The following is a 20,656-nucleotide window of genomic DNA, read 5'->3' on the forward strand; positions in this document are numbered from 1 at the left end:
CTGACTGGCGTGACAGTGATAAAATGCTCTTATTTTGACGAAATTTACGTCATAACACGAAAAATGGGATCTTCTGTCACCTTATACGTGGTTTTTTTGCATTATCAAGAAAGCAGGCGGGGAAGCGTGTGGCGACACACAGAATTGACGGAGTTAACGGTTGGGAGGGGCTGTTTTTTGCCCATATTGACGGGATTTGTCGGTATTTTTACCCGGTGAGACGGTGAAACTCACCGGGTAACGAAAGGACATTACGCTATTTTTTCGCGGCGTAAATGTTGAATTTATTGTTGCCGGCAGGCTGCTCACAGTGGCCCAGGCTGGCTTCGATCAGCGGCGGGTAACGCAGGAAGCTGTTGGCGACAATGATCAACTCGCCACCAGTGGTCAGGTGCTGGGGGGCTTCAGCAATCAAGGTTTCTGTGGCGGCGTAGAAGGTTTTCAGGCCGGCGTGAAACGGCGGGTTGCTGATCAGAAAATCGTAGTGACCCTGAATGTCGCTGTACACATCCGTTGCGGTAAAACGGGCTTCCAGCTGATTAACACGGAAGGTTTCCTGTGCTGAGGCGATGGCTAGCGCGCTGATGTCACACAGTTCCAGGTCAATGTCCGGGTGGTTGGCTTTCATGAATGCACCAATAACACCGGCACCACAACCGAAGTCCAGTACCTTGCCGTGCAGTGCCGGCAGAGTGTTCAACAGAAGTTCGGATCCTTTATCAAACTCCCCGTGGCTGAAAACGCCTGGCAGCGAACGGATCGTCAGGCTTTGTCCGCCCAGCTCCAGCGGGTAGCTGCGGAACCAGTCCTGCAGGACAAACGCTGGTGCACTGTGGTCACAGCGACCCCAGTAAAAACTGCAGCGTCGGGCCGAGTCGTATTTGGTCAGTGGACCAAATGGGCCAAACATTTTTTCGGCGCTGCGCACGCCGCTGCGGTTCTCTCCTACCACACAAATCTCGGTGCCCGGCGCCACTTTCGCCAATAGCATGGCCATTAGGTATTCCGCTTCCGCTTTGGCTTTCGGCCAGTAAAGCAGGATCATATCGATGGATGCGGCGTCACCGTCAAATTCGGCACCAAAATGGGCAGTTACCTGAGGGCGCGCAGCCAGAGAGCGGTAGAACCCGTAGTTGGTGGTAAAGACTGTGACCGAGGCGGCGGTTTGCGCCAGCTCAATCGGAAACGTATCCGCCAGCTCACCGGCAATCAGGACATTGCGGTTTTCAAAAAACTCAATCTGGCGGAGAGCGACTTGGCTTGCAGCACTATAGGACATATCGGCCTCAGAAACGGTGACAGGAATATGGGGCGCGAATTGTTCCATAAATTCAGGGATAAGAAAAGCCGGAGGGCGGGGCCGTCCGGCTGATGTTAGGCAAGGTGCCGTGTCCCCGGGCATAAGCCGTGCGGGGACGGCGGTAAAACTGAGGCGCCTGACTCAGTGCTCATCCTGATGACGGAGGAAATCTTTGAATTCCACTTCATACAGTTTGAATAGCACCAGAGTGATGGCAAAAATAATTGGCCCGTAAATCAGGCCGATCAGTCCGAAGACGTTCAACCCGCCGATGATTGAGAAAAAGATCAGCAAAGTGCTCATGCCTGAGCTGCCTTGCATCAGCATTGGCCGCAGGAAGTTATCGATGGAGCCCACCACGACGGCACACCAGATGGCCAGGAACAGAGCCCATTCCCATTGACCGACGAGCAGAAGATACAGGGTCGCCGGGATCCAGATCAGCGCGGTGCCGACCACTGGGATCAGCGAGGCAAATGCCATCATTGAGCCCCAGAACAGCCCTGGGAATCCAGCCAGCCACATGGCAAAGCCACCTGCTGCGCCTTGTGCCAGCGCCGTCAGGAAAGAGCCCAGAACTGCCGATTTGGCCACTTGCTCGACTTCGTTCAGTACGGCGTCTTCCTGGCTGCGGGAGAGCGGCAATACATGGCGGATCGTGGCGACGATGCGGTCATGATCCCGCAGCAGGAAGAACAGCACAAACAGCATCAGCATGAAGTTGATCAGAAAGTTAGTGGCATCCCCGAGCAGCTTGGCGCTGGTGTTCAGCAGTTGGGCGCCAAATTTAGAGGCTGTTGCCGCGATTTTGCGGACAATTTCCTGGGCATCCAGCGGTTCAAAGGGCAGATATTTATCGAACAGTGCCATCAGTTTGACCACATACGGGTGCCCCAGCACCTCCTTGACGCCCCCGGTTGTCAGCCAGTTGTAGCTGTCGCGGGAAAACGTTGAGCCCTGATGAATGATAGAGCTGAAGACCACCAGCAGCGGGATCACGATCATAAAGGTCAGCAGGGTGCAGGACAGCACGGCTGAGAGATTGGGTAATGTCGGCAGTCGGTGGCTGATCCGGCAGTGGATCGGGTAAAACAGCAGCGAGATGATAAAGGCCATGACGATGGGGCCGAGATAAGGCGCAATCAGCTGGTAACTGGCGTAGGCGGCAAGCGCAAGCGCCGCAATGAGTACCCAATGGCGGGACTCGATTTTGACGGAAGACGGCACGGTCAAATCCTTATTAAGGTCAGTGTTGTATGATACTGTTTTGTGGTACTTATGATTGCATCACCGGTCAGGTGTGGCAATTATCAATGTAGCCTGTTCAGGAAATATTAAGGAGTTTGCGATGGGGTGCTGTGATTGCGGATGCGATGAAAAGAAAAAGCGCCGGGCGCCACTGGCACTGTGGGTGGTTTTGGGGATAGCGGTTCTGACTGTGCTGTTCTGGCAATAGGTTGTTCTCCATATCCAGATATAAAACTCAGCCTGGCAACCCTAGCACGCTTTCGGGCTGAAAACGGCGACTTGCAGATAGTACAATGCCGCTCGTTGAGCGGCATTGTAGGGTTGGACGATGCGAATTACGCCGCTTCTTCTGCCAGTTTGGCAAACGCGAATTCTGCCGCATCCAGCGTGGCTTCAATCTCTTTGTCACCGTGCGCCAGAGAGGTAAAGCAGGCTTCGTAGGCGGACGGAGCCAGGTAAACGCCCTTCTCCAGCATCAGGTTGAAGAAGCGCTTGAAGCGTTCGATATCACACTTCGCCACATCGCCGTAGCAGTTAACCGTTTCTTGGTCAGTGAAGAAGAAACCGAACATAGCGCCGACCTGATGGGTTTTCAGTGGGATGCCGTATTTGTCAGCCAGAGCCTGGAAGCCTTCCGCCAGACGCTGAGTGGTGTGAGCCAGACGCTGCTCATTGCCAGGCTGAGTCAGAACGCTCAGACAGGCGTGGCCGGCAGCCATGGCTACTGGGTTACCGGACAGGGTACCCGCCTGGTATACCGGACCGGTTGGCGCAATGTATTCCATCACATCACGACGGCCACCGAAGGCACCTACCGGCATCCCGCCGCCGATCACTTTACCCAGCGTTGTCAGGTCAGGTTTGATGTTGTAATAACCCTGTGCCCCGCCGTGTGAAACACGGAAACCGGTCATCACTTCATCCAGAATCAGCAGAGCGCCAAATTCGTCACAGATCTCACGCAGGCCTTCCAGGAAGCCCGGAACCGGTGGGATGCAGTTCATGTTGCCGGCTACTGGCTCAACGATGATACAGGCGATCTGCTCTGGGTGCTCAACAAAGGCTTCACGAACTGAGTCCAGATCGTTGAAGGTACAGGTCAGAGTGTGCTTGGCAAAATCTGCCGGTACACCTGGTGAGCTTGGCTGGCCCAGCGTCAGGGCGCCAGAACCGGCTTTCACCAGCAGGCAGTCGGCGTGGCCGTGGTAGCAGCCTTCAAACTTGATGATTTTGTCGCGGTTGGTGTAGCCACGAGCCAGACGAATGGCGCTCATGGTGGCTTCGGTACCAGAGCTGACCATACGAACCATTTCCATTGACGGCACCAGCTTCGACACCAGCTCAGCCATGGTGATTTCCATTTCTGTCGGCGCACCGAAGCTCAGGCCGCGCTGAGCCGCTTCAATAACGGCATCGCGGATTGCCACGTGGTTGTGGCCCAGAATCATCGGACCCCATGAGCCCACGTAATCAATGTAGGCTTTGCCGTCTGCATCAAAGATATACGCGCCATCTGCTCGTTCGATAAAGAGCGGAGTACCGCCGACGCCGGTGAAAGCACGTACCGGAGAGTTAACCCCACCTGGGATTGTTTGTTGCGCTTTGGCAAATAAATCAGCTGATTTGCTCATAGGGTTGTCCTGTTTGAATAATTGTCCGATGTGAACTGCCCGGCATTGTACCTAGGCGGTGGGGGGCTTTCAATTTCCCGGCGGGGGAACTCTGCGTCAGCTCAACCTCTTAGCGCGGAAAATTGCGTGCAGCAATGAAAAGCTAGTTTTCAAGAATGCCGATGTAAAAACCAGAGCGGGTCGACTATCCTTGGTAAGACGCTTCGCGTCCCTTTCTTTTTGCCCCGGTTCCACGGGATATCATCGACATACGGCGAGTTCAATGACGGATACAAACCAAGGCACTCCTGCGCCTGAACGACTGCAGCCCAGCGGGCTGGTACGGCGCTTTCTTTCCCGCGATAAAACCCCGATTTCAGTTCTGTTTCTGTCGGCGCTGGTCGGACTGGGAGCCGGGTTGCTGTCAACGCTGTTTGAAATCTCGGTGCATTGGGTCTCGGAGCAGCGCACCGAATGGCTGCGCAATGAAATCAGCAATGTGTTGCCGCTGTGGTTGTCGGCGTTTCTGATCAGTGCCGGGCTGGCGCTGGTCGGTTATTACCTGGTCAGCCGATTTGCGCCCGAGGCGGCAGGCTCCGGGATCCCGGAAATTGAAGGGGCGATGGATGATATCCGTCCGGTACGCTGGTGGCGGGTGCTGCCGGTCAAATTTATCGGCGGGTTGGGGGCGCTGGGCTCCGGTATGGTTCTGGGGCGGGAAGGCCCCTCGGTGCAGATGGGCGGCAATATCGGGCGCATGGTCTCCGACCTGTTCCGCCTGAAAGACAAAGAAGGCCGTCACGCGTTGCTGGCGTCCGGGGCTGCTGGCGGGCTGGCCGCAGCGTTCAATGCTCCGCTGGCCGGTATCATGTTTGTGGTTGAGGAGATGCGGCCGCAGTTTCGTTACAGCCTGATCTCGATAAAATGCGTGATGATTTCAGCGGTTGTGGCCAATATCGTCTTTCGCAGTATCGCCGGCCAGAACGCAGTGATCACCATGCCGCAATATGCCGCGCCGCACTTGCATTCGCTGTGGCTGTTTCTGATCCTCGGGATGCTGTTTGGTATTTTCGGCGTAATTTTTAACCGCTTGATCACGCTGGCGCAGGATTTGTTCGTCAGGGTTCACCGTAACGAACGGCGCCGTTACCTGCTGACAGGTACCTTGTTAGGCGGCTGTTTTGGCTTGTTGCTGCTCTATTTGCCGGAACTGACCGGCGGTGGGATCGGCCTGATTCCGAGTGCGACCCAGGGCGAGTACGGGGTCGGGCTGCTGTTTCTGCTTTTTGTGGCGCGGGTAGCGACAACCCTGTTGTGTTTTGGCTCTGGCGCGCCCGGCGGCATTTTTGCCCCGATGTTGGCTCTGGGGACCTTATTCGGCACGTTCTTCGGTGCCGTGGCGCAACACCTTTTTCCGGATATGGGGCTGGACGCCGGAATGTTTGCGATTGCCGGAATGGGAGCGCTGTTCGCCGCGACGGTGCGGGCACCGATTACCGGTATATTGCTGGTGATTGAGATGACGAACAACTATCATCTGATCCTGCCGCTGATTATTACGACCCTGGGCGCGACCATGCTGGCGCAGGTTCTGGGTGGACAGCCTATTTACTCGCAACTGCTGCATCGTACCATTGCGAAAGAAAAAATGGCCCAGCAGTCGTCCTCAGAGGTGGTCAATACTTGAACGAGATAGTCAGGTATTAGATAATCAACGCAATGACCGAGTGTATTTGAGAGGTTTTGAATGAGCGATGCTAATTTGCCGCTGAGTTTTTCCGATGTTGCAGCGAATAAAGTCAAATCGCTGATCGCCGAAGAAGAAAACCCGAATCTGAAACTGCGTGTTTACATCACTGGTGGTGGTTGTAGCGGTTTCCAGTACGGGTTCACCTTTGACGAAAAAGTGAATGAAGGTGATTTCACCATCGAAAACAGTGGCGTAACCTTGGTCGTTGACCCTATGAGTCTGCAGTACCTGATCGGCGGCATTGTTGACTATACCGAAGGTTTGGAAGGTTCACGCTTCTTTGTGAACAACCCGAATGCGACCACGACTTGTGGTTGTGGGGCATCATTCAGCGTGTAAGCTGGCTGTGCGCCCTGCGCGAGACAAAAAAACCGCAACCTGATGTTGCGGTTTTTTTATGTCCGGAAAGCGCCCTGTGGCGCCGGGCTGCATATATGGGAATGCCCTGGTCTAGGGGCTGTGTTTGGGTCGCGCTGGTTTGGACCGCTTAACTGCGGTTTGTCAGTAGCGGGCTGTTATCTGCAATGAACTGGCTGAACTGGTTCAGTTGCGCCATTCGCTCGCGGGCGTGCGCCTTGAAGCGGGTTTTCTCTTTGCCGCTCAGCGAGCGGGCCTGCGGCAGATCCACCGTGCGCGGATTTTTGTGCACGCCGTTGACCAGGAACTCATAATGCAGGTGTGGGCCGGTAACCCGACCGGTGCCGCCGAGAGTCCCGACGACTTCTCCCTGTTTGACCCGATCGCCGGTTTTGACCTTGCGCTTGGTCATGTGCAGGTATTTGGTGATGTAGGTGGAACTGTGGCGGATAAAGACATAGTTGCCGTTAAACTGGTTATAGCCGGATTTCATGACCACTCCGTCACCGGCGGCCCAGATTGGGGTGCCGACCGGCGCGACATAGTCAGTTCCACGGTGTGCTTTCACTTGTCCGGTGACCGGGTGAAGGCGACGCGGGTTGAAGTTGGAGCTGACGTAGCGGAAGTTTATCGGCGAGCGCAGGAAGGCCTTACGCATGGCGCGTCCTTCTGCATCATAGTATTTGCCGTCTTCACTACGCACGGCGGTAAAAGTCTGGCCTAGGTTGGTGAAGGTGGCTGCCAGAATATCGCCGCGGCCAATAGGCTCGCCTTCCACCAGCTTTTCTTCAAACAGGACGGAAAAACTGTCTCCGGCCCGAATGTCGAGGGCAAAGTCGATATCCCAGCCAAAAATGCCAGCCAGTTCCATGATCTGGTTGGCGGTCAGTCCGGCTTTGTCGGCGGCGTTCCAGAAGCTGGAAGTGATAATAGCCTGGGCGTAATTAAGCTGGATGTCGACTTGTTTGCTTTCTTTGGCGGAGTAGAAGCTGTCAGCCGTGCGCGTGACGATCAGGCGTTCTGTCGCGCTTTGTGGCTGAACAAGTTGAACTAACTGGTTTTTTTCATCAAACCCGAAGCGAAGGGTTTCACCGGGACGTAGGTTGGCGAGTTCTTTGGTGCCTTCATCAGCGTTGACGAGTTGGTAGAGATCAAGAGGAGAGAGGCCGACTTTATCAAACACCACGGCCAGGCTTTCACCCGGCTTAACCTTATACTCTTTCCAGCGCAAAGCCGGAATTGCCGGTTTTTCTTCCCCGGCCATCGGTCGAAGCTGGGTGATGTTCAGATCCAGAGCCAGCGGGTAATGTTTGCCGGGTTCGAATTTTCGCTCCGGATGGGCGCTATCCTCGGTGCCCGGCCACAACAGCAACAACCCCATAAACAGGGTAATCACTGTGATTGAGACTTGGTGCATCCTTGGCAGCCGGCGCAGTATCGTTAATAGCATTAGTGATTTTTTTGTGTATTAGGAAAAAATAAATCAACCTGTAGTCTAACTGGTTTCAAAAAACATCGCTATTCAAGTAATATTGACGATTATTACTTTTTTGCCAATTCTGTGGGAGCGAACAAGAATGGCCAGTATTGAACAAGCATTAGCTGAAATTAAGCGTGGTGTTGATGAGCTGATTCCGGAAGAAGAGCTGATTGCCAAGCTGAAAGAAAACCGTCCACTGCGCATCAAGCTGGGTGCCGATCCGACAGCACCGGATATTCACCTGGGCCACACTGTTATTCTGAACAAGCTACGTACGTTCCAGGAACTGGGCCATGATGTGACGTTTCTAATCGGTGACTTCACCGGGATGGTCGGTGATCCAACCGGCAAAAACACCACGCGTCCGCCGCTGACACGCGAAGACGTACTGCGTAATGCCGAAACTTACAAAGAGCAGGTGTTCAAAATCCTGGATCCGGCGAAAACCAAGATTGAGTTCAACTCGACCTGGCTGTCCGAGCTGGGCGCAGAAGGCATGATTCGTCTGGCGGCTAACCAGACGGTTGCTCGCATGCTAGAGCGTGACGACTTCAAAAAACGTTACACGGAAGGCCGTCCAATCGCTATTCACGAATTCATGTACCCGCTGCTGCAGGGCTATGACTCGGTGGCGATGCACACTGACGTTGAGCTGGGCGGTACCGACCAGAAATTCAACCTGCTGATGGGCCGTGAGCTGCAAAAAGCCAACGGTCAGAAACCACAGGTTGTACTGACGCTACCACTGCTGGTCGGTCTGGACGGCGTGAAGAAAATGTCTAAGTCGGCTAACAACTACATCGGTGTGGCTGATGCGCCAAGTGAAATGTTCGGTAAGATCATGTCGATTTCTGATGACCTGATGTGGAACTACTACGAGCTGCTGTCTTTCCGTCCGCTGGAAGAAATCGAGCAGTTCAAAGCAGACATCGCAGCAGGTAAGAACCCTCGTGATGTGAAAATTCTGCTGGCGAAAGAAATCATCGCTCGTTTCCACTCTGAAGCGGATGCTGACGCGGCAGAGCAGGAGTTCATCAACCGCTTCCAGAAAGGTGCAATGCCAGATGAAATGCCGGAATTCGAGTTTGAAGCCGGAATTGCCATTTCTAACCTGCTGAAAGACGCTGATCTGGTGAATTCAACGTCTGACGCACTGCGTATGATTCGTCAGGGCGCGGTGAAGATCGACGGTGAAAAGCTGGATGATACCAAGCTGGTTCCAGCGGCTGGTACGAACGTATACCAGGTCGGCAAGCGTAAATTTGCCCGTGTTACCGTAAAATAATTCCGATTTATACCCGTGACACACCACAAAGGCGCCTCAGGCGCCTTTGTTTGTTTATGCCTCCGGATAAATGCAAAAGCCGGAAATGGCTTCAGCTTCAGCTTCAGCTACATCAACTGCGATAAGACAGGTTCTGGGGCCAATTGGCTGTCTGTCGCTTGGGCACACTGTCGGGCAATGACTTGCTGTGCTGCCAGTCTCGCGACACGGCTGCCCAGATGGCGAACTGTGGCTAAATCCTGAGCATGAACCGTCCCTTCCGGTGCATGGGCTGAACTGCCGTATTGGACACCAAGGCGGTTGATTGATTTGTCGGTATAGCTGAAGGGCATATCCATTCCCACCCATAACATGCCATGTTGGCACGCCAGAGTGATCAGAGACTGCAGGGTACTCCCTTGCTCGCCATTGAAGCTACCGCCGACGGTAAAACCTGCGGCCAGCTTATCGCGCCAGTGTTGCTGCTCCCAATTTTCACTGCTGGCATCGGCGAATGCTTTAAATTGAGCCGCCGGTCCGCCCATGAACGTCGGGGTACCAAAGATGATCGCATCGGCATTGGCCAACGCCCTGAATAACGCCGGATCGCGAAATCGGCCGTTGAGGATGCGCTCCCCCCGGATCGGATAGATCGTCGCGTGTGCCCCTGGCTGTTGGTTGACTCCCGCCGCGCACGCCTGGGCTAATTGTTCGGTACAGCCGGATTGGGAAAAGTAGACAATAAAGACTGAGGTCATGGGTTCTCCTTGGCAAGTCGCCTCATGATAGCGGCCGGGTATTCCGGCAACGAAAAATGGTGATACAGGTACTGGCAGCTATAGATCAGCTTGATAGTGTGATCATCATCGCTGGTGCAGGTTTGCGCCTGCCTGTGGGCCCACTGTAACGGCGGACAATCCCTAATCGAGACTGGAGGCGCAGCAGTCCCGGCAACCCCCAACGCAGCGACGAAGGCCTGCCAGTAGTAGCGTAGCGCCAGCGCTGGCTCAGCGAGGTAAGGCTGCAATTGGTGCAGGGCCTGAAAACCGGTAACCCCGTGCAGCAGGGTGAAATTGTTGGTGGCAAGATAGTGACGGATCGTGATCCGGGCGACCAGCGACTCGTTTAAATCGGCCGGAATGACGGCAAGCGATGCAAAGTCGGGCAGGCTGCTGAGTTCAGCGATCCGATCGACAATAAGGCCGGGCTGATATGAGTGCGCGGCAAAGTGATGCTGCACAAGACGCAATTGCTGCTCGGCCTGTATCGTCTCACTTTGGTGCAACGCCCCCAGGGTTTGGTATTCACTGGCCCAGTAGGCCAGGGCAATGGCCACTTCGTCGGGATCTTGCAGGGTAACGCCGTAGCTGAGGCGGATCACCCCATGAAAAGCGGCGCTGATCAGCCCTGGCAGTAGTTCGGGCAGGGCATGGCGCACGGTTTGCTCAATTCCCTGCTGGTGGATTTGCCTGCGATAACGGGACAGAAATCGGCCGAAATCGGCCCTATTGCCGAGTGTCGGCGTTTGTGCATCGGTGCAGGCCGGACGCATGGGCACCAACTGGCCGGCATAGTGGTGATAAAACGCATCCAGTTGGTTCTCGGACGCCCCCTGAAAAGCCAGGGCGGCCAACGCCATTGGCAAGTGGTTGGCCAGACCGCGGCCGTAGACAGGATCATACCGTTGCCCTTGACGGATCAGTTGCAAGCAGTGCTCAGAAATAGGATGAAACATGCCTTTCTCCTGGTTGCCGTAAACAGAAAACGGATGGGTACTTTGGTTATAGGTGATAGTCGTTGCGCTGGGCGGGATCGTCACTGAGGTATTCGACAAACTCCCACTCAATGCCGTTGGGATCCCAGAAGTAACAGCGTTTTCGCCACGGGTGTGTGGTTTCGATGTCATTTTCCTGATAACCGGCAGCCAGTAAGCGCTGTCTGACGCCGTCAACATCCTGCGTGACCAGACCGATGTGATTGATTCCGCTGTCGAGGTAAGGCGCACGATCGATCTTGTCGCGATTCACGACATCCTGCAGGGCCAGGTAAGTGTGTTCAGTGCCAATATGGCACCAGCGATAGAGCTCGCTCTGACCGCGATGTCGGACAGAGAAACCGGGCAGGGCGGTTTGCAGAAATGCGATGCTGTGGTCAATGTTGCTGACGGTGAGATTGGCGTGTTCGACATACGGGACGTGATCAGTGCTCATGTTGCCTCCTGAAGTATATTGCGTATGGTTTTAGTAAAAGCATATTAGTAATGTTTTTGATTTACTAATAGGATAGACGGTGGTGTGGATAAATAAAGTTTTTTGTTTATTTAATTAGTGTGGGACGTAAAAAAGACCGCCTGTTTGGCAGTCTTTTTATGTATGGGTGCAAAAACTGAGGCTATTTTGCTGGCTGGATCAATTTCTTAAGGCGAAGGTTGGCAATGACAGGTGCCAGCGGATAGCGGCCAGTCGAATGCTTAGGGTAGTGATGACGCCGACCAGCGTTGCCAGTGCGGTTTCCACGCCCATTATCAGCGCCACCGTGTGCACAATTCCCCCAAGAATACAGGCGGTCGCATAGACTTCGGTACGCAGAACCATCGGGATTTCGCGGGCAAGCACATCACGTATCACCCCACCGCCACAGCCGGTAATGACCCCCATTATGACCGCGACCATCGGGGTGGCACCAAAGCGCAGGGCTTTCTCGACGCCAATCGCGACAAATACGGCAAGTCCGATGGCATCTGCAACCGGCAGGATATACCAAGGCATTTGCCGCGGGCGCCGGATTGCCACCATGCTGATGAGGCAGGTAATAAAGATCACCCACAGGTAGTTGGTATCGGTGATCCAGAAGACCGGCGTTGCGCCGAGCGCCATATCACGGATGGTACCGCCGCCGATAGCCGTGACGCTGGCCAGTACCACGACCCCAAACGGGTCCATCCGGAGACGGCCAGCCAGCAAAACGCCCGAAGCGGCAAACACGGCCGTTCCGAACATATCAAGAATGTAGATAAGCATGGGGTTACTCGCCTGCGCAAAGTCAGTTAAAAAACCGCGTGATTGTACGAGGAATCGTTCGCCGCACAACCGGATACATTGGCTTTGTGAGTGTTGTCACATAACTTTAACAAGGCTCAGTGTGGCTGCTGGCGAACCTTATCCAAGTAATGGCATACCTCCTGGGCCGCTTTAAGCGTACGGGGGGTCGGGCGGTTCAGCCAGTCGGAGGTCAGAAAGAACAGATTACCGCGGGCAACGGCCGGTAATTGTTGCTGCCACTTGTTCCAGCGCGACAGTTGGCTGCCCGCATGGTTGGTGCCAAAAATCACTTCCGGCTGGCGAATAATGACTTGCTCTTCGGAGACCTGCGGGTAGGCTGCCGGACTGTCTGCGAACACATTTTGGCCCCCGCACAGGGCAAAAACCTGACTTGGCCAGCTTTCGCCGGACAGGGTGATCATCGGGGCATCGCTGAGCTGATAAAAGTATTTCACCGGGCGTTGGGTCTGGTGGCTTTGCTGCAGTGCGTTTAACTGCTGGCGGAAATCGGTAGCGGCCGCGTTCGCCAGCTGCGGGGAATCGGCATATTTGCCGAGGGCCTCTAGGCTAGTAGCAATGTCAGTCAGTGTCTTCGGATTGGAATAAAAAACGGTGAAGCCAAGCTGCTCCAGTCGCTCCATCTCCCGGCTCGGATTGCCGCCCTGCCATGCCAGAATCAAATCCGGTTGCAGAGCCACGATACGTTCCAGTTTAATGCCGCGGTAGTTGGCGACCCGCTCTAGGGCTTTGGCTGCTTCCGGGTAGTCACTGTAGTCGCTTGCGGCAACCAGTTTATCGCCCAGCCCTGCAGCATAGGCCAGTTCGGTGGTGTGGGGGGACAGACTGATCACCCGCTCCACAGCGGCGGTCGCGGTTGCTGCGCTGAGCAGCAGAAAACAGAAAGCAAGTAAACGCACTCAGAACATTCCTTGAGTCAGAAGTAGTAACAGGCTTTGCAGGATCACCCAGCCAATCAGGCGTTGGTTAACCAGTCGATCAATCTGGGCAAGGTGCAGCGCGGCGGGGGCGATGGGACCGCCCAGGCGCGGACGCTCCCGCTTGATTGTATCGTAAATGGCCGGGCCACCGAGAGAGAGCGACAGTTTGTGTCCGGTTGCCACCAGCAACCAGCCCGGACCGGGTAGCAGCCAAGCTTCTCCCTGACTGGCGAGCCCGCGCCAGGCGACGCGCACGTTTTGGCCGAGGCTGATCAGGACGGCAAACAGGCGAAGCGGGACGATATCCAGCAGCGCCAGAATTCTTACTGCCGGCAAGCCAAACAGGCGATATTGCTGTCGGCTTGGCGACCACACCCGCGCCAGTGACACCGCCAGCCGGTAGAGAATGGCGCCGATGCCGCCTGCAATGCCAAACCAGAACAGCACGCCTGCGACCAGACGGCCGTATGCCAGCAGTTGGGTTTCCGCTCCGGCTTTACCCAGCCCCAGCAACGACAATGAGTCGGTGTGGCGGTTGATACGGGTGGAGAGTAGAAAGCGGCAGCCTTGCTTGTCTTCCCGGCTGTAATGCCGGATAAAAGCCTGACTGAATTGGCGGGTGTTGCGCCAGTCTAGCGCAATCCAGAGCAGCAGCAGGTGAAAGGCCGTTTCTATCCATACCAGCTGGTAGAGGCAAATCAGCAGCACCAGCACGGTCAGCCACATTACGCTCCAGGCCAGCGCACCAGCCAGTTGTTGCTGGCGGGGGGCGTCATCAGGGTGGTTGACTCTGTCAGCTATGGCACGGGCTAGTTGCTGCCATATTTGCAGCGGATGAAGGGCGGCGGGCAGGGGGAGCAGCCATTGCAATGCCAGGGCACCCCACAGTGCCAGCAGGTAAGGGGATGCGGTCAGCAGGGCAATGGCTTCGTTCATTATTGGCTCAGAATCTCAGCCATTTTGCTGACCATGGCCGAAGAACTTTTCGCGGCCAGTGGCAGGAATTCTTCAAAGCTCATTGGCGATTCTTTATCCGCGACATCTGAAATCGCACGGACAACGACAAACGGAACGTTGAACTGATGGCAAGCCTGAGCAATAGCTGCGGCTTCCATTTCGACGGCAACGACTGACGGGAAGTGTTCACGGATGAAAGCCTGTTTGTCGGCTGAGCAAACAAAAGCATCACCTGTACAAATCAGACCGCGTACGGCGTGGATATCACCCATTGTTGCCAGGGCTTTTTCCGCCACGGCCATCAGTTTTTCGTCGGACTGGAAAGCGGCTGGTTGCTGTGCCATCTGGCCAATTTCGTAGCCAAACGCCGTTACGTCAGCATCGTGGTAGCGTACTTCCGTTGAGATAACTACATCACCTACATTCAGTGAGCTGTCGAAACCACCGGCTGAACCTGTGTTCAGTACGACATCTGGCTGGAACACTTCCAGCAGAACGGCTGTGCCAACAGCGGCTGCCACTTTACCAATGCCAGACTGAAGCAGAACCACATCGGCGCCGTTCAGCGTCCCGGTGTAGAAGGTACAGCCTGCTTTCTGGTGAGTTTCACAGTTTGCCAGTTGCAATTTCAGGATCGCAACCTCTTGCTCCATCGCGCCAATAATGCCGATTTTCATCAATAGGATCTCTTGCTGGTGAACAAAGGCTCCCGAATGGGAGCCTGATTAGAATGGTGTGATTGTAACATGAGCGTGGCGGCAATTGCCAAATTGCCGCCCTTGTTACGCCCAGATTCAGAGTTCCAGATAGCTGAGGATACCGTCTGCGGCTTTGCGGCCTTCATCGATGGCGGTCACCACCAGATCTGAGCCCCGTACCGCATCGCCACCGGCAAAGATTTTCGGGTTGGTGGTCTGGTAGGCAAACTCGGCCTGAGCTGGCGCTTTAATGCGTCCCCAGTCATCAAGCGCCACGTCAAACTCGCTCAGCCAAGGCATCGCATGAGGCTGAAAGCCAAACGCCATGACCACGGCATCCGCCGGCAGAACGTGCTCGCTGCCTTCGACAGGCTGTGGGCGGCGGCGACCGGCTTCGTCTGGTTCACCCAGCGCCGTTTTCACCATCTTCACCCCAGAGATATGGCCTTTATCGTTCAGTTCCAGACCAATCGGCTGCAGGTTAAACTGGAATTTTACGCCTTCCTCTCGGGCATTTTTGACTTCCCGCTTTGACCCCGGCATGTTGGCTTCATCACGGCGGTATGCACAGATCACGTTCTTGGCACCCTGACGGACAGAGGTGCGCACGCAGTCCATCGCGGTATCACCACCGCCCAGTACCACCACGTTTTTGCCTTTCATGTCGATGTAATCCGGGCCGCTTTCCAGCCCCATCACCCGGTAGGTGTTGGAGATCAAAAACGGCAGGGCATCGTACACTCCCGGCGCGTCTTCGTTGTCCAGTCCGGCACGCATGTTTTTGTACGTGCCGACCCCAAGGAAAACCGCGTCGTAGTCATTGACCAGCTCAGCCAGAGAGACATCGTTGCCGACTTCGGTATTGAGGCGGAACTCCACCCCCATTTCGCTAAAGACCTTGCGGCGATTGATCATGACCTCTTTTTCCAGCTTGAACGACGGGATGCCGAAGGTCAGCAGGCCTCCGATTTCCGGGTAGCGGTCAAACACCACCGGTTTGACCCCGTTGCGGACCAGAATGTCGGCACATGACAAACCGGCAGGGCCGGCCCCGATAATCGCGACTTTTTTGTCGGTCCATTCCACCTGCGACATGTCCGGTTTCCAGCCCATTTCAAACGCTTTATCGGTAATGTATTTTTCCACGTTACCGATAGTGACCGCGCCGAAATCGTCATTCAGGGTACAGGACCCTTCACACAGGCGATCCTGCGGGCAGACCCGGCCACAAACTTCCGGCAGGGTGTTGGTCTGGTGGGACAGTTCCACCGCTTCAATAATCCGTCCCTCATTGGCCAGTTTCAGCCACTGCGGAATGTAGTTGTGCACCGGGCACTTCCATTCGCAGTACGGATTGCCACAATCCAGACAGCGGTCAGCCTGTGCGCTGGCCTGCTGCTGGGTAAACGGCTCGTAAATTTCGACAAACTCAATCTTGCGCACTTTCAGTGGTTTCTTGGGTGGGTCGATACGCGCCACATCAATAAACTGGTATACGTTCTGGCTCATCGGACTCCCTCCCTATTGTGCTTGAACGCGCAGCTCGGCCGCCGACAGGCTTTGGTGACCAAGCAGGGTATTTACATCGGCAGATTTTGGCTTCGCCAGATAGAACTTCGGAATCCACTGGTCAAATTCAGCCAATATCTCCTGAGCCCGGCTGGAGCCGGTGTGTTCCAGATGCTGGTCAATCAGGCCGCGCAGGTGCTCCTGGTGGATTTTCAGCTCTGCCAGCGGCAGGGCTTCAACCAGTTCCGGGTTTACCCGGCCGGCAAAATCGCCGTCTTCATCCAGAATATACGCGAAGCCACCGGTCATCCCGGCCCCGAAGTTCACCCCGGTTTTGCCCAGAATTGCCACGATACCGCCGGTCATGTACTCACAGGCGTTATCCCCGGCTCCTTCAATCACCGCAATGGCGCCGGAGTTACGTACCCCGAAACGCTCCCCGGCCTTACCGGCTGCATACAATTTACCGCCGGTGGCGCCGTACAGGCAGGTATTACCGACAATCGTGGCATCGCTGGACTTGAATGCCGAGCCTACCGGTGGGCGGATCACAATCTGGCCGCCCGCCATGCCCTTACCGACGTAGTCGTTGGCATCACCGGTCAGGTACAGATTCAGGCCGCCGGCGTTCCAGACCCCGAACGACTGCCCGGCGGTGCCGGTCAGGTGCAGGTTGATCGGTGAGGCTGCCATGCCCTGGTTGCCCCAGCGTTTGGCTATTTCACCCGACAGGCGGGCACCGACTGAGCGATCCGTGTTACGGATATTCTGGAAAATATCGGCTCCGCTGCGGCTTTCGATGGCCGGTAGTGCTTGCTCCAGTAGCGCGGCGTTCAGGGTTGCCGGGTCAAACGGTGTATTAGGCTCGCTGCAGTACAGCGTTTTGCCCGGCTGCGGTTCTGCGGTTGCCAAGATAGGCGACAGATCCAATTTGCTCTGTTTGGCCGTGTAACCTTCCACAACTTCCAGCAAGTCAGTGCGGCCAATCAGGTCAGTCAGTTTCTCGACGCCTAGAGTGGCCAGCAGGTCACGCACTTCCTGGCCGAGGCCGATGAAGTAGTTCATGACCTGATCCGGCAGCCCTTTAAAGAAATCACGGCGCAGGGTTTCATCCTGGGTCGCGACCCCGGTAGCACAGTTGTTGAGGTGACAGATACGCAGGTATTTACAGCCTAGAGCTACCATGGGCGCCGTACCAAAACCAAAGCTTTCGGCCCCGAGAATGGCGGCTTTCACCACATCCAGACCGGTTTTCAGACCGCCGTCCACCTGCAGGCGGATTTTGTGACGCAGTCCGTTGGCCACCAGTGCTTGCTGGGTCTCGGCCAGTCCTAATTCCCACGGGCTACCGGCATATTTCACAGAGGTGAGCGGGCTGGCACCAGTACCGCCGTCGTAGCCGGAAATGGTGATCAGATCGGCGTAGGCTTTGGCAACCCCGGTCGCGATCGTGCCGACGCCCGGTTCAGAAACCAGTTTGACGGACACCAGTGCATCCGGATTGACCTGCTTGAGGTCGAAAATCAGCTGCGCCAGATCCTCAATCGAGTAAATATCGTGGTGCGGCGGTGGTGAGATCAGAGTGACGCCCGGTACCGCAAAGCGCAGCTTGGCGATTTCTGTCGTGACTTTATGCCCCGGCAACTGGCCACCTTCACCCGGTTTTGCCCCTTGGGCGACCTTGATTTGCAGGACGTCGGCGTTCACCAGATAGTGCGGTGTGACCCCGAAGCGACCGGAGGCCACCTGTTTGATACGCGAGTTTCGCTCGGTGTTGAAGCGACGCGGATCTTCACCGCCTTCACCGGAGTTTGAGTAACCGCCGAGGCGGTTCATCGCAATGGCCAGCGCTTCGTGCGCTTCCGGACTCAAAGCACCGATAGACATTGCCGCGGAGTCAAAGCGTTTGAACAGCTCAGTAGCCGCTTCCACTTGCTCCAGGGCAATCGGGTCGCCACTGGTTTTGAGTTTGAACAGGTCACGGATGGCGGCCACCGGACGCTCGTTGACCTCGCGGGCAAACGCGAGGTAGTCCTGGTAGTCGCCACTGCGCACGGCTTTTTGCAGGGTGCCGACCACATCCGGGTTATAGGCGTGAAACTCACCGCCGTGGACGTATTTGAGCAGGCCGCCGTGCTCGATAGGCTTGCGTTTCAGCCAAGCCCGACGGGACAGGTTAAACAGATCCTGCTGAAAATCGCTAAAACCTGCGCCCTGAATACGGCTGGAGACGCCTTTGAAGCACAGATCAACCACTTCACTGTCGAGACCCACGGCTTCAAACAGCATGGAGCAGCGGTAAGAGGCGATGGTTGAGATCCCCATCTTCGACATGATCTTGTACAGACCCTTGTTGATACTGTTCCGGAAGTTCAGCATCACTTCGCGGTAAGGGTGGGTCAGAGCGCCGCTGTCAGCCAGCTTACCCAGTGATTCATAGGCTAGGTAAGGGTAGATCGCGGTGGCCCCGAAGCCGAGCAGTACCGCAAATTGGTGCGGATCGCGTGCTGCAGCTGTTTCCACAATGATGTTGGCATCACAGCGCAGGTTTTGCGCCACCAGTCGGTTTTGGACCGCGCCGACCGCCATCGCTGCCGGAATCGGCAGTTTCTCTGGCGTTACGCCACGGTCAGACAGCACCAGCAGAACGGTACCGTTACGCACCAGCCGCTCAGCCTGATCACAGACATCCAGAATCGCTTGCTTCAGATCTTTCTCGCTAGGATCGAAATTGATGTCGATGATGCTGTTGCGATAATGCTGATCGTCCAGCTCCAGCAACTGCACCAAATCTGAGTACAGTAGGACCGGTGAGGCAAAGGCTACCCGATATGCGTGACCGTCGGTTTCGCAGAAGACGTTCATCTCGCGGCCGATACAGGTGGCCAGCGACATCACGTGTTTTTCCCGCAGCGGATCGATTGGCGGGTTAGTGACCTGGGCAAACATCTGGCGGAAATAATCAGTAACCGCGCGCTCTTTGGACGAGAGCACGGCCATCGGGGCGTCATCGCCCATGGAGCCAGTTGCCTCCTGACCTATCTCGCCCATCACTCGGATGACCTGATCCAGCTCTTCCCGGCTGATGCCGAACAGCTTCTGGTAGGACGACAACTCGTTGTCGCTCAGCGAACGGCTGCCAACCTGATCGTCGCCGAGATCTTCAAACGGCACCAGACGCTTAACGTGGCTGTCCATCCACTCTTTATAGGGATGGCGTTCCATCAGATCATTATCGATGTCATCAGAATGCCAGATCTTGCCGAACTTGGTATCGATTACCAGCAACTCGCCCGGGCCAACGCGGCCTTTTTCAGCGACTTCGTCCGGAGCGTAATCCCAGATCCCGACTTCCGACGCCAGGGTGATCAGTTTGTCTTTGGTGATCACATAGCGCGCCGGGCGCAGGCCGTTGCGGTCGAGGTTACAGGCTGCGTAGCGACCGTCGGACATCACGATCCCGGCCGGGCCGTCCCACGGTTCCATGTGCATGGAGTTGAAATCATAGAAAGCGCGCAGCTCAGGATCCATGTCCGGGTGGTTTTGCCATGCTGGCGGGACCAGCATTCGCATGGCGCGGAACAGATCCATCCCGCCGGACAGGAACAGCTCCAGCATGTTATCGAGGCTGGAGGAGTCCGAACCGGTCTCATTAACGAACGGCGCGGCATTTTGCAGATCCGGCAGCAGCGGCGAGGCGAATTTATATGCCCGGGCGCGTGCCCACTGGCGGTTACCGGCAATGGTGTTGATTTCACCGTTATGCGCCAGATAGCGGAACGGCTGTGCCAGTGGCCAGCGGGGCTGGGTATTGGTTGAAAAGCGTTGGTGGAACAGACAGATAGAAGACTCCAGACGGATGTCGCCTAAGTCTTTATAAAAGCGCGGCAGGTCCGCCGGCATGCACAGGCCTTTGTAGACCGTGACTTGCGTCGACAGGCTGCAGATGTAGAAATCCGGGTCGCTGCTGATGCGTTTTTCGATCCGGCGACGGGCAACGTATAGGCGGCGATCGATATCGCGCGGCTTCCAGCCGGCCGGGGCATTGACAAAGACCTGCTCGATGTTCGGCAGATTTTCTGTCGCAATCGGGCCCAGAACTTTCGGGTTGATAGGCACTTCACGCCAGCCCACCAGCGACAGGGTTTCTTTGGCCAGCTCTTCATTGATGATGGTACGGGCCTGTTCGGCCAATACCGGATCCTGACTGAGGAAAACCATCCCCAGCGCAAATTCGCGTGAGAGTTTCCAGCCTTTTTCTTCGGCGATAATTCGGTAAAAACTATCGGGCTTCTTCATTAAAAGTCCGCAACCGTCACCCGTTTTCCCGTCGGCGGCAATACCACCACGGTGGGTCATTCGGTCAAGAGCGGAAATCGCGGTACGTACAAGCTTGTGGCTGGTTTGTCCTTCTATATGGGCGATTAGCCCGAAGCCACAGTTGTCCTTATCCAGCGTTGGGTCATACAGTGTCATTGCAACTCTCCCTAGCATCTGCCTGAAT

16 protein-coding genes are annotated in these 20,656 nt (G+C 55.7%); 3 read left to right on the forward strand and 13 right to left on the reverse strand.

The annotated features are described in order from the left end of the window. Nucleotides 1–256 precede the first annotated feature (256 nt). The 3 genes from rsmC to hemL form a co-directional block, all read right to left on the reverse strand. The gene (rsmC, locus tag PGW97_RS02395) at nt 257–1,279 is read right to left on the reverse strand and encodes a 16S rRNA (guanine(1207)-N(2))-methyltransferase RsmC (RefSeq protein WP_273858508.1); all 1,023 of its coding nucleotides are present in this window, start codon (nt 1,277–1,279) and stop codon (nt 257–259) included. A 162-nt stretch (nt 1,280–1,441) separates the two neighbouring features. Continuing rightward, nucleotides 1,442–2,527 (reverse strand): AI-2E family transporter, encoded by a 1,086-nt coding sequence (locus tag PGW97_RS02400; protein ID WP_047886426.1) that lies wholly within the window; start codon nt 2,525–2,527, stop codon nt 1,442–1,444. Between the two features lie 356 nt (nt 2,528–2,883). After that, on the reverse strand, nt 2,884–4,179 hold the full coding sequence (gene hemL / locus PGW97_RS02405) for a glutamate-1-semialdehyde 2,1-aminomutase (RefSeq protein WP_273858511.1): 1,296 nt from the start codon (nt 4,177–4,179) through the stop codon (nt 2,884–2,886). A gap of 262 nt (nt 4,180–4,441) precedes the next feature. Between hemL and clcA the strand changes: the two genes are divergently transcribed. Beyond that, complete coding sequence (gene clcA / locus PGW97_RS02410; RefSeq protein WP_047886428.1) at nt 4,442–5,845, forward strand: H(+)/Cl(-) exchange transporter ClcA; 1,404 nt, start codon at nt 4,442–4,444, stop codon at nt 5,843–5,845. A 60-nt stretch (nt 5,846–5,905) separates the two neighbouring features. Next, on the forward strand, nt 5,906–6,247 hold the full coding sequence (erpA, locus tag PGW97_RS02415; protein WP_047886429.1) for an iron-sulfur cluster insertion protein ErpA: 342 nt from the start codon (nt 5,906–5,908) through the stop codon (nt 6,245–6,247). A gap of 148 nt (nt 6,248–6,395) precedes the next feature. Here erpA and PGW97_RS02420 read toward each other — a convergent pair whose 3' ends face one another. Next, the gene (locus tag PGW97_RS02420; protein ID WP_047886430.1) at nt 6,396–7,715 is read right to left on the reverse strand and encodes a peptidoglycan DD-metalloendopeptidase family protein; all 1,320 of its coding nucleotides are present in this window, start codon (nt 7,713–7,715) and stop codon (nt 6,396–6,398) included. A gap of 127 nt (nt 7,716–7,842) precedes the next feature. On the opposite strand from PGW97_RS02420, the gene tyrS reads away from it, so the two are divergent. Next, on the forward strand, nt 7,843–9,030 hold the full coding sequence (tyrS, locus tag PGW97_RS02425; RefSeq protein ID WP_047886431.1) for a tyrosine--tRNA ligase: 1,188 nt from the start codon (nt 7,843–7,845) through the stop codon (nt 9,028–9,030). A 107-nt stretch (nt 9,031–9,137) separates the two neighbouring features. Here the strand turns inward: tyrS and PGW97_RS02430 are convergent, their stop codons facing one another. From PGW97_RS02430 to gltB, 9 genes are all read right to left on the reverse strand, one after another. Beyond that, nucleotides 9,138–9,767, reverse strand: coding sequence for a flavodoxin family protein (locus PGW97_RS02430; protein WP_273858515.1), 630 nt, complete (start codon nt 9,765–9,767; stop codon nt 9,138–9,140). Next, nucleotides 9,764–10,744, reverse strand: a complete 981-nt coding sequence (locus PGW97_RS02435; RefSeq protein ID WP_273858517.1) for a questin oxidase family protein — start codon at nt 10,742–10,744, stop codon at nt 9,764–9,766. Before PGW97_RS02435 ends, PGW97_RS02430 begins: the two co-directional genes overlap by 4 nt. 46 nt (nt 10,745–10,790) lie before the next feature. Then, on the reverse strand, nt 10,791–11,219 hold the full coding sequence (locus PGW97_RS02440) for a VOC family protein (protein ID WP_273858518.1): 429 nt from the start codon (nt 11,217–11,219) through the stop codon (nt 10,791–10,793). 198 nt (nt 11,220–11,417) lie between these two features. Beyond that, nucleotides 11,418–12,029 carry a TRIC cation channel family protein gene (locus PGW97_RS02445; protein ID WP_047886435.1) on the reverse strand — a complete coding sequence of 204 codons (612 nt, stop codon included), beginning with the start codon at nt 12,027–12,029 and terminating at the stop codon, nt 11,418–11,420. 116 nt (nt 12,030–12,145) lie between these two features. Then, on the reverse strand, nt 12,146–12,967 hold the full coding sequence (gene btuF / locus PGW97_RS02450) for a vitamin B12 ABC transporter substrate-binding protein BtuF (protein WP_273858519.1): 822 nt from the start codon (nt 12,965–12,967) through the stop codon (nt 12,146–12,148). Beyond that, on the reverse strand, nt 12,968–13,924 hold the full coding sequence (locus tag PGW97_RS02455) for a cobalamin biosynthesis family protein (protein WP_273858520.1): 957 nt from the start codon (nt 13,922–13,924) through the stop codon (nt 12,968–12,970). Continuing rightward, nucleotides 13,924–14,622, reverse strand: a complete 699-nt coding sequence (mtnN, locus tag PGW97_RS02460; protein WP_273858521.1) for a 5'-methylthioadenosine/S-adenosylhomocysteine nucleosidase — start codon at nt 14,620–14,622, stop codon at nt 13,924–13,926. Before mtnN ends, PGW97_RS02455 begins: the two co-directional genes overlap by 1 nt. 117 nt (nt 14,623–14,739) lie before the next feature. Then, nucleotides 14,740–16,152, reverse strand: a complete 1,413-nt coding sequence (locus PGW97_RS02465; protein WP_273858523.1) for an FAD-dependent oxidoreductase — start codon at nt 16,150–16,152, stop codon at nt 14,740–14,742. A gap of 12 nt (nt 16,153–16,164) precedes the next feature. Next, nucleotides 16,165–20,628, reverse strand: coding sequence for a glutamate synthase large subunit (gene gltB / locus PGW97_RS02470; RefSeq protein ID WP_273858525.1), 4,464 nt, complete (start codon nt 20,626–20,628; stop codon nt 16,165–16,167). Nucleotides 20,629–20,656 lie beyond the last annotated feature (28 nt).

This window comes from Photobacterium sp. GSS17 (assembly GCF_028621875.1).
Taxonomy (GTDB): domain Bacteria; phylum Pseudomonadota; class Gammaproteobacteria; order Enterobacterales; family Vibrionaceae; genus Photobacterium; species Photobacterium ganghwense.

Excerpts from the sequence above, each read along its gene's own strand:
- rsmC (WP_273858508.1), bottom strand. The coding sequence starts at position 1,279 with ATGTCCTATAGTGCTGCAAGCCAAGTCGCTCTCCGCCAGATTGAGTTT.
- hemL (WP_273858511.1), bottom strand. The coding sequence starts at position 4,179 with ATGAGCAAATCAGCTGATTTATTTGCCAAAGCGCAACAAACAATCCCA.
- clcA (WP_047886428.1), top strand. The coding sequence starts at position 4,442 with ATGACGGATACAAACCAAGGCACTCCTGCGCCTGAACGACTGCAGCCC.
- erpA (WP_047886429.1), top strand. The coding sequence starts at position 5,906 with ATGAGCGATGCTAATTTGCCGCTGAGTTTTTCCGATGTTGCAGCGAAT.
- PGW97_RS02420 (WP_047886430.1), bottom strand. The coding sequence starts at position 7,715 with ATGCTATTAACGATACTGCGCCGGCTGCCAAGGATGCACCAAGTCTCA.
- tyrS (WP_047886431.1), top strand. The coding sequence starts at position 7,843 with ATGGCCAGTATTGAACAAGCATTAGCTGAAATTAAGCGTGGTGTTGAT.
- PGW97_RS02430 (WP_273858515.1), bottom strand. The coding sequence starts at position 9,767 with ATGACCTCAGTCTTTATTGTCTACTTTTCCCAATCCGGCTGTACCGAA.
- PGW97_RS02435 (WP_273858517.1), bottom strand. The coding sequence starts at position 10,744 with ATGTTTCATCCTATTTCTGAGCACTGCTTGCAACTGATCCGTCAAGGG.
- PGW97_RS02440 (WP_273858518.1), bottom strand. The coding sequence starts at position 11,219 with ATGAGCACTGATCACGTCCCGTATGTCGAACACGCCAATCTCACCGTC.
- PGW97_RS02445 (WP_047886435.1), bottom strand. The coding sequence starts at position 12,029 with ATGCTTATCTACATTCTTGATATGTTCGGAACGGCCGTGTTTGCCGCT.
- PGW97_RS02455 (WP_273858520.1), bottom strand. The coding sequence starts at position 13,924 with ATGAACGAAGCCATTGCCCTGCTGACCGCATCCCCTTACCTGCTGGCA.
- mtnN (WP_273858521.1), bottom strand. The coding sequence starts at position 14,622 with ATGAAAATCGGCATTATTGGCGCGATGGAGCAAGAGGTTGCGATCCTG.
- PGW97_RS02465 (WP_273858523.1), bottom strand. The coding sequence starts at position 16,152 with ATGAGCCAGAACGTATACCAGTTTATTGATGTGGCGCGTATCGACCCA.
- gltB (WP_273858525.1), bottom strand. The coding sequence starts at position 20,628 with ATGACACTGTATGACCCAACGCTGGATAAGGACAACTGTGGCTTCGGG.